Source organism: Sporosarcina sp. P34, from assembly GCF_002743375.1.
Taxonomy (GTDB): domain Bacteria; phylum Bacillota; class Bacilli; order Bacillales_A; family Planococcaceae; genus Sporosarcina.
This window is the reverse complement of the sequence record NZ_PDZC01000020.1, coordinates 1-14,101: the sequence shown is the minus strand read 5'-3', so window position 1 is coordinate 14,101 and position 14,101 is coordinate 1. Positions and strand designations below refer to the sequence as shown.

At 40.7% G+C, this 14,101-nt stretch carries 15 protein-coding genes and 1 rRNA gene; 11 read left to right on the top strand and 5 right to left on the bottom strand.

Annotation, left to right across the window (positions count from 1 at the left end):
* Window positions 1-132: 132 nt before the first annotated feature.
* The gene (locus tag CSV63_RS16210; protein WP_099696731.1) at window positions 133-1,032 is read right to left on the bottom strand and encodes a TIGR01777 family oxidoreductase; all 900 of its coding nucleotides are present in this window, start codon (window positions 1,030-1,032) and stop codon (window positions 133-135) included.
* Between the two features lie 93 nt (window positions 1,033-1,125).
* Here CSV63_RS16210 and recX point away from each other — a divergent pair, with 93 nt between their 5' ends.
* Both recX and CSV63_RS16200 read left to right on the top strand, forming a co-directional pair.
* Window positions 1,126-1,938, top strand: coding sequence for a recombination regulator RecX (recX, locus tag CSV63_RS16205; protein ID WP_099696730.1), 813 nt, complete (start codon window positions 1,126-1,128; stop codon window positions 1,936-1,938).
* A complete protein-coding gene (locus CSV63_RS16200) occupies window positions 1,928-2,260 on the top strand; it encodes a YfhH family protein (RefSeq protein WP_099631783.1) in 333 nt (110 codons plus the stop codon). Before recX ends, CSV63_RS16200 begins: the two co-directional genes overlap by 11 nt.
* Before the next feature lie 39 nt (window positions 2,261-2,299).
* On the opposite strand, the gene CSV63_RS16195 is transcribed toward CSV63_RS16200, so the two are convergent.
* A complete protein-coding gene (locus CSV63_RS16195; protein WP_099676431.1) occupies window positions 2,300-3,283 on the bottom strand; it encodes a metal-dependent hydrolase in 984 nt (327 codons plus the stop codon).
* Window positions 3,284-3,380: 97 nt separating this feature from the next.
* Between CSV63_RS16195 and mutY the strand changes: the two genes are divergently transcribed.
* The 4 genes from mutY to CSV63_RS16175 all read left to right on the top strand — a co-directional run bounded on the left by mutY (window position 3,381) and on the right by CSV63_RS16175 (window position 7,352).
* Entirely contained in the window at window positions 3,381-4,427 is a 1,047-nt protein-coding gene (mutY, locus tag CSV63_RS16190; protein ID WP_099696729.1) for an A/G-specific adenine glycosylase, read from the top strand.
* Between the two features lie 72 nt (window positions 4,428-4,499).
* Window positions 4,500-4,814 carry a gamma-type small acid-soluble spore protein gene (locus tag CSV63_RS16185; protein WP_099696728.1) on the top strand — a complete coding sequence of 105 codons (315 nt, stop codon included), beginning with the start codon at window positions 4,500-4,502 and terminating at the stop codon, window positions 4,812-4,814.
* Window positions 4,815-5,009: 195 nt separating this feature from the next.
* Window positions 5,010-5,558 carry a nucleoside tri-diphosphate phosphatase gene (gene ntdP, locus CSV63_RS16180; RefSeq protein ID WP_099631787.1) on the top strand — a complete coding sequence of 183 codons (549 nt, stop codon included), beginning with the start codon at window positions 5,010-5,012 and terminating at the stop codon, window positions 5,556-5,558.
* Window positions 5,559-5,606: 48 nt separating this feature from the next.
* Window positions 5,607-7,352, top strand: coding sequence for an ABC transporter ATP-binding protein (locus CSV63_RS16175; RefSeq protein WP_099696727.1), 1,746 nt, complete (start codon window positions 5,607-5,609; stop codon window positions 7,350-7,352).
* Window positions 7,353-7,488: 136 nt separating this feature from the next.
* Here the strand turns inward: CSV63_RS16175 and CSV63_RS16170 are convergent, their stop codons facing one another.
* Both CSV63_RS16170 and CSV63_RS16165 read right to left on the bottom strand, forming a co-directional pair.
* Window positions 7,489-8,568 carry an FUSC family protein gene (locus CSV63_RS16170; RefSeq protein ID WP_099696726.1) on the bottom strand — a complete coding sequence of 360 codons (1,080 nt, stop codon included), beginning with the start codon at window positions 8,566-8,568 and terminating at the stop codon, window positions 7,489-7,491.
* A gap of 74 nt (window positions 8,569-8,642) precedes the next feature.
* Window positions 8,643-9,929: a glutamate-1-semialdehyde 2,1-aminomutase gene (locus CSV63_RS16165; protein ID WP_099696725.1), complete on the bottom strand. Its 1,287-nt coding sequence runs from the start codon at window positions 9,927-9,929 to the stop codon at window positions 8,643-8,645.
* Between the two features lie 172 nt (window positions 9,930-10,101).
* Here CSV63_RS16165 and bcp point away from each other — a divergent pair, with 172 nt between their 5' ends.
* The 3 genes from bcp (at window position 10,102) to perR (ending at window position 12,081) form a co-directional block, all read left to right on the top strand.
* Window positions 10,102-10,575, top strand: a complete 474-nt coding sequence (bcp, locus tag CSV63_RS16160) for a thioredoxin-dependent thiol peroxidase (RefSeq protein ID WP_099696724.1) — start codon at window positions 10,102-10,104, stop codon at window positions 10,573-10,575.
* Between the two features lie 12 nt (window positions 10,576-10,587).
* Window positions 10,588-11,532, top strand: coding sequence for a D-2-hydroxyacid dehydrogenase (locus tag CSV63_RS16155; protein WP_099696723.1), 945 nt, complete (start codon window positions 10,588-10,590; stop codon window positions 11,530-11,532).
* Window positions 11,533-11,634: 102 nt separating this feature from the next.
* Window positions 11,635-12,081 (top strand): peroxide-responsive transcriptional repressor PerR, encoded by a 447-nt coding sequence (gene perR / locus CSV63_RS16150; protein ID WP_099696722.1) that lies wholly within the window; start codon window positions 11,635-11,637, stop codon window positions 12,079-12,081.
* A gap of 40 nt (window positions 12,082-12,121) precedes the next feature.
* On the opposite strand, the gene CSV63_RS16145 is transcribed toward perR, so the two are convergent.
* Entirely contained in the window at window positions 12,122-12,478 is a 357-nt protein-coding gene (locus CSV63_RS16145) for a YgzB family protein (RefSeq protein WP_099631794.1), read from the bottom strand.
* Between the two features lie 159 nt (window positions 12,479-12,637).
* On the opposite strand from CSV63_RS16145, the gene CSV63_RS16140 reads away from it, so the two are divergent.
* Window positions 12,638-13,501, top strand: a complete 864-nt coding sequence (locus CSV63_RS16140; RefSeq protein ID WP_369823875.1) for a nucleotidyltransferase-like protein — start codon at window positions 12,638-12,640, stop codon at window positions 13,499-13,501.
* A 476-nt stretch (window positions 13,502-13,977) separates the two neighbouring features.
* A 16S ribosomal RNA gene (locus tag CSV63_RS16135) occupies window positions 13,978-14,101 on the top strand; the annotation flags it as partial.

The window sequence follows — 14,101 nt, the reverse complement described above, 5'->3', positions numbered from 1 at the left end:
ACACTGCCAGGGAGGTAAACATATAGGAAATCATACAAGGATTTCTATACAAAAAGGGTTCGATCATCAAAAACCGATGATCGAACCCTTTTTTAGCTCACTTCTGGCTAGTTATGTCCCAGCCTCTTTGAATCATTTTAATAAGTCTTCAAGCGCCGGTCGTAATGAAGGATAAGTAAATGTAAAGCCATTAGCCAACAACTTTTTTGGTAGTACATGCTGACCTTGCAAAACGACGATACTCTTTTCTCCCAAAGCCACTTTCATTGCAAAACTTGGAACCGGAAACCAATGTGGACGGTGCAATATTTTCCCGATCGTTTTACCAAAAGCATTCATATGCATGGGACTCGGCGCGACTACGTTAACTGGACCTTCTACGTCCTCATTCTCAATTGAGAAGAGGATTGCACTAGCTACGTCTTCTACGTGTACCCACGAGAACCATTGATTACCTGAACCTATTTTACCACCTGCAAATAGTTGATAGGGCAGTTTAATGAGTGGAAGTGCTCCGCCTTCTTTACCGAGCACTATGCCGAAGCGGGTACATACAGTTCGTACACCCATTTCATTTGCCTGTCCGGCAAGATTCTCCCAGTCGTATACCGTTTTGGCTAAAAAATCACCGCCGACTTCAGAGGAATCTTCGGTATATTCAGCAGTAAGTGATGTAGGATAAATGCCGATTGCGCTAGCGTTCACTAGGACGCGAGGTTTCTTTGGAAGTCGTCTTATAATCCGCAAAACTTCTTGCGTAGCTGTTATTCTGCTATCGTAGATCTGCTTTTTTCGTTCTTTAGTCCAGCGACTATCATCTATGGACACGCCTGCTAAATTGACGAATGCATCAACCTGTCCGACTTCATTTTCAGGTGAAGTATGATCGGTTAACCATTGTACATATTGAATTCCACTCTGCTTCGATGAAGGTTTACGCGTTAGAACTACTACTTCATGCCCGTTATCCTTCAATTTCTCAGTCAGGATGCTGCCGATGAATCCAGTTCCACCTGCAATAACCACTTTCATAAAGGTTTCCCTCCATTCTAATGAAAATTAATACACTATTGCTGACCACCATCACTAGAAGCGGTATACTAAGATAAAGTAGGTGATGGAAACGTGCCGCTTATTACCAAAATATCACAACAAAAACGAGATAGCGAACGTTATAATATTTTTCTTGATGATCAATATGCATTTAGTGTCCATGAAACAGTCCTAGTGAAATTTGAACTCACGAAAGGAATGGAATTGGATGATTGGTCAACGGAAGAGATTGTGTATTCCGACCAGATCGAAAAGGCATTTAATCGTGCATTGCATTTTTTATCATTCCGAATGCGGAGTGAAATGGAAGTTAAAAAGAAATTGCTTGAAAAAGAATATGGGGAAGCGGTTGTTCTGGAAGCTATCGTGAAATTAAAACGACTGGGCTTTTTGAATGATGAAGCATTTTCGGAAGCTCTTGTACGTACAGAAAAAAATAGTACGTTAAAAGGTCCGAGAGCTATTCAGCAATCCCTCTATAAAAAAGGTATACCCAAAGAACTGCAAACTCAAGCATTGGAGGAATATACAATGGAAGATCAAATGGCTAATGCTATGAAGCTGGCTGAAAAGACGATGCGATCGAATAGTTCCCAGCCACCAGCACAGGTTAAGCAAAAAATACAAAATACATTAGCTAGAAAAGGTTTTTCTTATCAGCAAATAGCAGAAGTTCTAAGCAATGTAACAATCGAACGTGATGAAGATGAATGGTCCGACATCACGTCTACATTTGGCGAGAAAGCGTGGAGACGGTACCAAAGCAAATACTCAGGATCCGATCTTAGACAGCGCGTGAAGCAATCTATGTATCAAAAGGGCATTCCACTTAGTCAAATCGATCAATTTATTGAACAGAAAAGGAATGAAGAAGATGAGTACTGAAAAACATTATAGTGATATGAATGAAAACGAATTACGTAGCGAAATCGCCAATCTAATGGAAAAAGCACGTAAGGCAGAACAGATGGGGATGATCAGCGAATATGCAGTTCACCAAAGAAAGGCAGTTCTTGTACAATCTTATCTTGTAGATCCAGCTAGCATCAAGCCAGGCGAGATGTACCGCATTGAAGGGGACGATGGAGTCTTCTTTCAAGTCGATTACCTCAAAGGATTGTTCGCTTGGGGCTATCGCTTAGGTGGCGAGAGAGCGGAAGAAGCATTGCCCCTCGCTATGTTGAAAGATATAAAAAGTGGAAAATAAACAGAAAAGAGCGCTCGTGCAATACTGCACGAACGTTCTTTAGTTGTTTGGAGCGAAATTAAGCTTTTTACGCAACTTTTCTTCAGAGAATATCCATCCTGTATAGGAATTGACTACCTCCAAGTCTTCATTCACGTGGGCGACTGCAACGAATGGGTAGTAACCCTTACTTCGATAACGCAAATCAATTAAACGAACTTCGTAAATATGGCCTTCTTCCGAAATCGACCAACGATACAGCGGTGAAAATGAAGTGAAAGCCTGCATGTTCGGATCTTCTAATGCCACTTCAACTTCGGGTGACATCGGCATCACTTCGCGCTCGAATCGTTCGTAGATTGTGATGGAACGTCCGTATGCTCGTCCTACAAAATGATCGACGTCTGTCGTAGCAGCAATTCGCCACTGAAAAAAGTTCATCGTGGGTGCAGTAAATATATGCGTTGCGTTTGGAATCGTCTTCTTCACTGCGTTCTTCACTGCGCTTTTAACCGCGAAGCGCAATAGGTAATAGAAGAAGATGACGACGTACAATATAGACATCGTAAAGACTGGGGGTGCACCGAACACCCATGCCAGGATCGCAATTACATGGAGTCCGAAAATAATTGGATCAAATGTATTAATGACTCCTATAGCAACCCACTTTTGAGAAAATGGTCGAAGGGCTTGTGTGCCATAGGAGTTAAAGATATCCACAAACACATGTGTGAATACCGCTAAAAATGTCCAAGCCCAGACATGAAAGAAAATGGCGCCAGGAACAAAGATCGTCAACAGTATGGAAATCAGCAACGGCCATAACATTACAGCTGGAACCGAATGCGTAATACCGCGGTGATTACGTAAATAGACAGCGTTGTTTCGAAGCTTCAATACCGTATCTATGTCAGGAATTAATGACCCGATCATAATACCCGCAAAAACGGCGCCCATTGTGGCCGGTTCAGTTGCTACGACTGAGTCGGCAAGAGCCAATCCACTGATCGCAACACCCATAGCAATATGTGTACCTGTATCCAAATCATCACTCCTTTATTGGAAGAGTTGTATACTATCTATAATTATATACCCTTTATTATCATAACTAAAAGTATTTACATGAAGAAGCGAGGTCTCTATGCAAATTATTGAACAAAAGAAGGCATTCCAAGACGCGTTATTAAATTGGTATGAAGCTGAAAAACGGGACTTACCCTGGAGAAGGACGGACAATCCATACTATATTTGGATTTCGGAAGTGATGTTACAACAGACACGAGTAGATACTGTAATACCGTATTATGAGCGTTTTATTGAAAAGTTTCCTACGATGCAAGATCTTTCAGATGCACCTGAAGAAGATATCTTGAAAATGTGGGAAGGACTAGGATATTACTCCAGAGTACGTAATTTGCAGTCGGGCGTGAGGGAAGTTGTTGAAACATATGGTGGTAAAGTCCCTAATAACCGAAAAGAAATTTCTACTTTAAAAGGTGTGGGACCCTATACGGCAGGTGCTATCTTAAGTATTGCCTATGGCGTACCTGAACATGCAGTAGACGGGAATGTTATGCGGGTTTTGTCGAGAATTTTATTAATTGAAGAAGATATCGCATTGCCGCGTAATAAAAAGTTATTTGAACAAGCTGTGATGCAATTAATTTCAGAAGAGAATCCATCTTCCTTCAACCAGGCACTTATGGAACTGGGTGCTACAATTTGTACGCCGAATCCACATTGTTTATTATGCCCCGTTAGGGAATTTTGTATCGCCTTTGAAGAAGGAAAACAACGGCAATTGCCAATTAAGATAAAAAAACAAAAAATGAAGCATATCACGATGGCTGCTTTCGCGATTCAAAATAAAGATGGCGAATGGCTGTTGCAAAAACGTCCAAGTACAGGACTTCTTGCTAGTCTTTGGGAATTTCCAATGATCGAACTTCAGGAAGCTTCTGCAGTGGAAACATTTGAAAAAGAGAGTGGATTGAAATTAAATCATATTCAAGAGTTACCACATGTCCTTCATGTGTTTTCTCATATCACATGGAATATTCATGTGTATCGTGCACAATTGGAAGAGTCGCATCCAGAAGGTGATGTGCAGTTCTTTACTAAAGAGGAAGTTGAAGCATTGCCAAAGTCAAAACCTGTCCTGAAAATTATCGACTTGCTGGAATGGTAAAAACTTTAGAACCTACCGTGAATAAATTCCTCACTTATAGGACATCATAGTGAGTACGGAGGTGAATAAAACATGCCAAACCAATCAAATCGAAATTCACAGCAAAACCCATCTATGACAGATGCGAACCAAGTGAAGAAACAAAATGCGCAATCATCGATGAATGAAGAGTTCGCTTCCGAGACGGACGTTAATCAAGTTCGTCAGCAAAACGCGCAATCTGCAATGAACATGCAGTCTTCTTCACAAGCGATGCAGTCCTCCATGAACGAGGAGTTCGGATCTGAAACAGATGTCAATGAAGTGAAACAACAAATCAACAAAGCAGAAGCAAACAAACAAAAAGCTTCAGGAGCGCGCGCGAACCAGTTTAAAGGTTCAAACTAAGCGTTAGACATCGACGACCGGTAGAAAAGGCTGTTATAAGCCATTTCTACCGGTTTTCTTGTGTGAAAAAACATGCCGTGGTCCTACTGTATTCAATCAATTATGAAATAGATGGTTGAATCGTTTTAAATTTTGGAAAGCTGTTGGTATAATAGACGAATAGCAAGAGCGGTAAGGCTCAAAGGTGGTATAAAAATGGCGATTCCAAAAGAAGGAGAAACGGTACAGATACACAGCTACAAACATAACGGCAAAATTCATCGTGTCTGGCAAGAGACACTCGTATTAAAAGGCACACGCAATATTATTATCGGTGGCAATGAACGCACGCTCGTAACAGAGTCTGATGGTCGTACTTGGCTAACACGTGAACCATCAATCTGCTATTTTCATGCGGAAAACTGGTTTAATATCATTTGTATGCTACGTGAAGATGGTGTCTACTATTATGTCAACATGAGTTCACCATTCGTTTACGATGAAAAGTACTTGAAGTATATCGATTATGACTTGGATGTAAAAGTGTTTCCTGATATGAGCTATTTGATTCTTGATGAAGACGAATATGCGGATCATAAGCGTCAAATGCATTATCCGGAAGTTATCGATTTAATCTTGCAGGATAACTTAAAGAAGCTTCTTGGCTGGATCAAACAAAGGAAAGGTCCATTTGCTCCTGATTTCATTGATGTCTGGACCTCGCGTTATGAATTTTATAAGCAAATTCAAGAAGAACAAAGCTAGACCTGCTTGCATTCGTGCAAGTCAGGTTTTTTTAGTAGGAGGAACAGAATGGGCGAGAGTATTAAACGTTATCTTCAATTCGTAAAGCCTTATAACTGGCAAATTGCCTTCACAGTTCTCATTGGTGTTGTGAAGTTTATTATTCCATTGTTTTTACCATTATTAATTAAAATTGTGATTGATAATATTATTGGGTCGCCGACATTAAGTGATTCTGATAAAACAAGGCAATTATTTTATTGGCTCGGTGGCACGATCATTGTGTTCTTCTTGATCCGTCCACCTGTAGAATATTATCGTCAATACTATGCACAATTAGTGAGTAATAAAATTTTGTTCGATATCCGAAAATCACTTTATAGTCATTTGCAAAAGCTTGGACTTCGTTTCTATTCCAATACACGTGCAGGTGAAGTAATTTCTCGAGTAATAAATGACGTAGAACAGACAAAAAACTTCGTCATGATTGGTTTGATGAATGTCTGGCTTGACTTGGCTACCATTATAATTGCAATCGCTATCATGTTGACTCTGGATGTGGAGCTGACACTCGTTACATTGCTCGCATTTCCGTTTTATGCGTTTAGCGTCAAGCATTTCTTCGGTAAATTGCGTCAACTAACACGCAAACGATCCCAAGCACTTGCTGATGTACAAAGTTATTTACATGAGCGGGTAGCGGGTGTCAGTATTATTAAAAGTTTTGCAATCGAAGACAAAGAGCAGGAACGTTTTGATGAAGTAAACAATAAATTTCTTGACCGGGCAATTGAACATACACGCTGGAATGCCAAAGCATTTGCAGTTGTCAATACGATTACCGATGTGGCTCCGTTACTCGTTATTGGCTATGCTGGTTATCAAGTAATCAATGGTTCTTTAACAGTTGGAACGATGGTTGCTTTTATTGCTTTCATCGAAAGACTCTACTCACCGTTACGTCGTCTTGTAAATTCATCCACATCCTTGACGCAATCATTTGCTTCGATGGACAGAGTACTGGACTTAATGAACGAAAAATATGACGTGGTCGATAAAAAGGATGCAAAAACTTTACCAACGATTGCAGGGAAGATTGAGTTTGATCGTGTCAGCTTTGCATATGAGGAAGATGAAGTACTGACAAATATTAGTTTGAACATCCGCCCTGGCGAAACGGCTGCACTTGTAGGAATGAGTGGGGGAGGAAAATCGACTATTATCAGTTTGATTCCGCGATTTTACGATGTTACATCGGGTGCTATTCGCATCGACGGTTATGATATTCGTGACGTAAAGGTTAAATCGCTTCGTGATCAGATCGGTATGGTACTTCAAGATTCCATTCTATTTAGCGATTCTGTCAAAAGTAATATTTTGATGGGGAAACCGGATGCGACAGACAAAGAAGTAATCGCTGCAGCGAAAGCCGCGAATGCGCATGACTTCATTGAAATGCTGAGTGAAGGATATGAGACAAGGGTAGGAGAGCGTGGCGTGAAGTTGTCTGGTGGACAGAAGCAACGTATCTCCATTGCCCGCGTTTTCCTTAAAAACCCGGCATTGCTCATCTTGGATGAAGCAACTTCAGCCTTGGATTTAGAAAGCGAAGCACTCATCCAAGATTCTTTAGAACGCTTGGCCCACAATCGCACGACGCTAATTGTCGCACATCGCTTATCTACCATTACACATGCGGATTGTATTTATGTAATAGATCATGGGGACTTGAAAGAATCTGGTACTCATTCGGAGTTGATGAAACTAAACGGCACGTACGCTAGTTTGTTCAACCGCCAAGAACTTGGGGGATAAAAGGGTCGATGCTAGAGAAATAGTATGAGTCTGTAACGGCAATCCGAACTATTTGGCAAATGAACTTCGGCTATGTATATAAACTATTTATACAAACAAAAACGGCGGTGGACTATATAAGTCCTCCGCCGTTTTATTAATAAAATTCATCTTCAAGAATATTTTCTTCATCTTCATATCGTGTTTGATAAGAAGTGATCAAGGTATCCAGATGCTCCAGCTGTTCCTCGTAATTCAGGATAGCAGATAGGACATGAAGTAAGTGATAGGAAGAGAATTCCTCTTCCTCATTAGTAATCGCAATTTCCTTTACGAAAATATTCATCACTTCTTGTCGTTGAATAAACTCACTATGGGTTTCTTCCTCGTCGAAATCCGCCTTTAACTTACCGACAAATTTCAGATGAAGCTGTTCATGATAGACGAGTAATGATTCTAGACGCTCCTGAATCATCATTCGAAAGTGCTCTGGGAGATTGATGAGTTCATTTTCAAACTTATGCAGCCTCTTTAGCACGTCGTAACTACTCCTAGTTGTCCCGATCAATTGGCGATAGACAACAAGCCGTCTCGCTTTTGCGGCAGAAGTTTTTTTGAAGTAGCTGCGCTCTTCTTTAAATAATAAGTACAGCTGATCAATTTGTATTAGGCGTTCCTTTAACTTACTTAGTGATTTCTTCATGGCTGTGTGTTCCGAAGCCTGACGACCAGCTAGACGCGTCCAACGAATAATTTCATCTTGTGCTTGATGAATCGCCTGGAACAATTTTGTTTCATATTTTGGTGGCATAAATACTAGATTCACGATGAATGCCGCTAGTACACCTACCAAAATTGTACCTACACGTAAAAGGGCAAATGTTAAAAAGGCGTCGTCTTTAACCTCCATCACTGCAATCATCGTGACGAGTGCAAGTGACATAGACTTTTCAAGTCCGAGTTTCAACATAATCGTCATGACGATAACAGCTGCCAAACCGACAATTATCAATTGTGGCCCGAAGATAAGTGTGAATAAGACTGCTATAGTGGCACCGATTAAATTACCTTGCAACTGTTCCACTATTGTTAAGTATGATCTGTAAATAGAGGGTTGGATTGCGAAAATAGCTGCAATACCTGCGAACACTGCTGTAGGTAATTCTAGTAAATTTGCGAGAAACAGAGCAAATACAATCGCAATACCCGTCTTAAAGATGCGGGCACCAAGTTTCATTGGGTAATTCCTTTCCTAAGAGCTTTTTTATGCTAACTTTACAATATACGCATAAAGCGGTCAATTGTTCTATTTCAAAGTGCTTTAAATGCACGTTCTACTGCTTCAAGTGTTTCGTTTATATCTGATTCGGTATGAGCAGAAGTTAAGAACCATGCCTCATACTTTGATGGTGCTAAGTTGATACCGTTATTCAACATCTCTTTAAAGAAACGGCCGAAGATTTCTCCGTCTGTCGCTTCAGCTTGCTTATAGTTTTCCACTTTGACGTCTGTGAAGAACAACGTAAGTGCCCCCCCTAGACGATTAGTCGTCAATTGGACACGGTGTTTTTTAGCCAACTTTAGTATGCCATCTTCAAGTAAACCGCCCAAGCGATCCATCTCATCATAGATACCTGGTTCTTGAAGTACTTCAAGACACGCAATTCCTGAAAGCATAGATGCAGGATTTCCCGCCATTGTTCCAGCTTGATAGGCAGGGCCGAGTGGAGCGACTTGTTCCATGATTTCTTTTTTACCGCCATAAGCACCGATCGGCAAGCCGCCACCGATAATTTTTCCGAATGCTGTTAAATCCGGTTGAAGTCCGAGTAACGTCTGTGCCGCACCGTAATGAAAACGGAACGCTGTAATGACTTCATCATAGATAGTCAAAACACCATGCTCTTTTGCCACATCATGAACGAGTTCCAAGAAACCTTCATTCGGCTCGACAATACCAAAGTTCCCGACAATCGGTTCGATTAGAATACAAGCAAGTTCATCACCCCATTGTTCCATCGCTGCTTTATAGCTTTCGGGATCATTAAACGGAATGGTAATGACCTCTTCCGCGATAGAAGAAGGTACGCCTGCAGAATCTGGTGTGCCTAATGTAGCAGGACCTGATCCGGCAGCTACTAATACAAGATCCGAATGGCCGTGATAGCAACCCGCAAACTTCATAATTTTCGTACGTCCAGTATATGCCCTTGCTACACGAATTGTTGTCATGACAGCCTCAGTACCTGAATTCACAAAGCGGACTTTATCCATTCCTGGAATAGCCTCTTTTAACATTTTGGCAAATTGTACTTCGTGGCGTGTAGGTGTACCGTACAATACGCCTGTTTCCGCTGCCTTCGTAATGGCTTTGGTTATGTGAGGGTGCGCATGTCCTGTAATGATCGGACCGTATGCCCCCAAGTAGTCAATATAGCGATTGCCATCTACATCATAGATATAAGCGCCTTCTGCACGTTCCATGACAGTAGGTGCACCTCCGCCAACGGCTCCGTAAGCACGGGCAGGGCTGTTGACGCCACCCACAATATGTTCACATGCTTCAGCATAGATTGCTTCTGAATTTTTTCGGTTCATTAGTTAATTCCTCCAAATCAATTATACGTTATCCATTTTAGCATTAATTCAAGTGAAGTCTCTACTTTCAGAGTGAAGTATTGGTAAATTGTAAAATTCAAATACTTCCGATACGATAAGTAGGGAGAGATCGAAGTACGCTATTCGTCGATATATTAAAGGAGGATTCCCAATGGAAAAATTAGAAGGAAAACAAGCACCAGCATTTTCGTTAGCAAATGAAAATGGTGAGATAGTTTCATTAGATCAATTTAAAGGAAAGAAATACGTAGTGTTATACTTTTATCCAAAAGACTCAACACCTGGCTGTACGACAGAGGCTTGTGATTTTCGTGATGCGCAAGCGGATTTTGAAGGGTTAAATGCTGTAGTGCTGGGTGTCAGTCCTGACCATGCGGCTTCCCATCAAAAGTTTATCGCGAAGCACGGCTTGCCATTTTCTTTATTAGTAGATGAAGACCATGTAGTGGCTGAACAATATGGTGTGTGGAAGCTGAAAAAGAACTTCGGTAAAGAGTATATGGGAATAGAGCGATCTACATTCTTAATTGATCCAACGGGTACTGTAGTGAAAGAATGGAGGAAGGTTCGTGTGAAAGGTCATGTGGCAGATGCACTCGCGACTTTGGAGCAACTGACGAACTAGGAGGTATGTAATATGAAGATATTATTCACATTTAAGATTAAAACCTCATTTAAAGAGCAATTGAAAGATAAGTATCCGAAAGTCGAATTTTTGTATACGACAAATATTGATGAAGCTTCATTAGAGGATATAGAAGTAATCGTGACAGATGGTGGGGATTTGACATCAGAACATGTCGAAAAAGCCCCTAAATTGAAATGGGTCATGGTTGCGGCTGTAGGAGTCGATACATTGCCGAGCGAAGCGCTTCAGGCGCGAGGTGTTCTAGTCACTAATTCCCACGGGGTTCATAAAATGCCGTTAGCCGAATCCGTACTGGCACATTTGCTATCTCTTGAAAGGGGATTGCCAGATATCTATAAAAGAGAGACGGAGAAAAAATGGGCGGTAGACTCTTTGCCTGGTGAAATGAATCACTCCACGGCTTTAATAGTAGGAACGGGAGCTATAGGAGGAGAAATCGGAAGGCTTCTACAGGCATTTCATGTATATACAATCGGATGTAACCGTTCAGGTCATTCAAGTCCTTATATGAATGAAACGATTTCTTTAGATGAAATTATTGAAAAACTTCCTCACGCCGATTATGTGATTTCTATATTGCCAAGCACTCCTCAAACACGTTGGATTTATCAACCGGAACATTTCCGTGCCATGAAAGAGACGGCTGTTTTTATGAATGTGGGCAGGGGAGATGCAGTAAAAGAGCAGTATGTATTGGATGCATTAAAACAAAATGAAATCCGTCATGCGGTGCTTGATGTCTTTGAAACAGAGCCGTTACCTAAGGATAGTCCATTTTGGGAGTTGCCGAACTGTACGGTATCCCCTCATATGTCCAGTCTGTCAGACCAATACATTAGACGGTCTTTAGACATTATGGATACGAATCTTGAGAAATGGGTGGTAGGAGATCAAGATCTCGTCAATCAAGTGGATTTGTCAAGAGGCTATTAATGTAGCATTACCGGCAGAATAGTTGACAATACACCTCATAGTTGAGTAAACTAATTATAATGATTATAAAGAAGTAATCCTTATGAAGTGAGGTGCATTACGATGCCTGGAGTGTTCTTAAAAGATGCATTAGTAACATTGAAAGAAAGTGGTGTGAGAATTACTCCGCAACGACATGCGATTCTCGAGTATTTAATCACATCCCATTCACATCCAACTGCTGATGAAATCTATAAAGCGCTAGAAGAAGATTTTCCTAATATGAGTGTGGCTACAGTTTATAACAACTTGCGTGTATTCCAAAACTCTGGATTAGTAAAAGAGTTGACGTATGGAGATGCATCGAGTCGTTTTGATTTTGTGACACATGATCATTACCATATTATTTGTGACGATTGTGGAAAAATCGTAGATTTCTATCATCCTGGTCTGGAAGAAGTAGAACGGCTTGCAGCGCATGTCACCGGGTTCCAAGTAAATTCACATCGACTGGAAGTATATGGAACTTGTCCTGACTGTGCAGCGACGCAACAAAATCAAGCAAAATAAAAGAGTGTAGCCCACTGGGGTTACACTCTTTTATTTAGTATTATTTTTCTTGCTTCACTTTTTTATTATACGCGATGTCGAATTCTTTACCTTCAAGGTTTGGGTCAAGTGTTAATGGCTCGCGGCAATGTCCACACATATCAACCCGTCCGAGCACTTTAGTATGCTTACCGCAATTCGGACATTGTACACGTATAGCCCGTGTCGATAAAGTACCAATCCACGCGTACACTACTGTACTACCGATAATGGCAAGCATTCCTAAGAACATAAAGATCAGCATGACAATTTCATTGGAACGGAAAAAGATTCCGATGTACATAATGACAACGCCAATGAAAATAAGTGCCAAGGCAAATGATCGAATTCGATTTATTTTATTTTTGTAAGGCTTCATCTTAAATTTCCTCCTAACGCTATCCTCACCTAATATATCATATTATTATTTAATTGCAGTATAAACTCCCTTTAAAATAAAGGATATTATGTGAAATTCGTCGAATTAGAGTATTCGAAACGGTATATAGAAAACTTGGGAGGCGAGAAAGTGGAGCAAATGCTACGGCCGGTGTATCAAGAGAGAGCAAGTTTACCTGAGACATTAAGCGTACTTCTCATTGGTAATCAAAGAGAAGACGACCCGATCACTGATACCTTTGATGAAATCTTATTTATTATTACCTCAAACAATGAGATACCCATTCAGACAAAACATTATACAGATGGCAGACGTAAGGCAGCTATGCACATCATTAGTGAACGACAATTAACGCATTGGCTGCTTGTAGGGACGAACAAGAAAATCATCGATTGGCTTATCCTTGGAAAAGTGTTTTTTGACCGTGATGAATATGTGGAACGACTGAAAGAACGTTTATCAGAAGAGCCGTTGTTTGGTCGGGATATTAAAATGGGAATGGAAATGGCTAAGATAATTCGTGCTTATAATGAAGGAAAAATTCATTTCGAAAGAAAACAATATATGGATTCCTATCTATACGCGATCAAAACATTGCATCATCTAGCTAGGTTCGTTGCTGTTAAACGTAACGTCCTACCGGAAAACACTGTCTGGGCACAAATGAAGAAAATAGATCCAGCTGTTTTTAAGTTATATGAAGAACTGATTGGCAGTGAAGAGGAATTAGGGAAGCGTTTGGATTTGGTATTCTTGGCTAGTGAGTTCTTCATCCATAACTATACGAATGAAGCAGCTGCGCATTTGTTGACGATAATGGGTAAAAAGGAATCATGGACCGTTCAACAATTGCATGAACAGGACGAGCTGGCGTTGTATTCTTCGGATTTAGAGTTCTTCATCGAGTATTTAGCGGACAAACATCTAATTGAAATTACACAAGTACCATCTAAAAATGACTTGCTATTTCATAGAGAGTACCGTATTATAAGAGCTCGGTAGCTGTCATAGAGCGATTCTATGATCGCTCTACAATTTTTATTGAAATAGTTGTTGACTTATTCTTTGGCGTCATGTTATTATAGTAAATGTCGCTTGGGGCAAACGTTCTAACAGCGTACACCAAACATTCGAAAAAAGAATTTAAAAAAAAGACTTGACGAATGAATGCAAGATGAGTTATATTAGAGAAGTTGCTTTTACAAGAAGCGCAGAACACAAAAACACGAACCTTGAAAACTGAACAGCAAAACGTTAACGAAATACAATTTGTGCGCCTAACGGTGACACAAACAAAATGAGTATCTTAATTGATGCCAGCAAATGAAACTCGAGCTAATCGATTTTTCATGTAACTGATTGACGAGATGTTGGGGAGTGCTAGGAAGTGACCGAGCGAAAGAGGGAGCGTACTTAGGTACGTGACCGACTGAGTGAGTGAAACTGACAACGCAATCTGCGGCATATTGTCAACTAGTATTATGGAGAGTTTGATCCTGGCTCAGGACGAACGCTGGCGGCATGCCTAATACATGCAAGTCGAGCGAACTGTTGGAAGCTTGCTTCCTTCAGTTAGCGGCGGACGGGTGAGTAACACGTGGG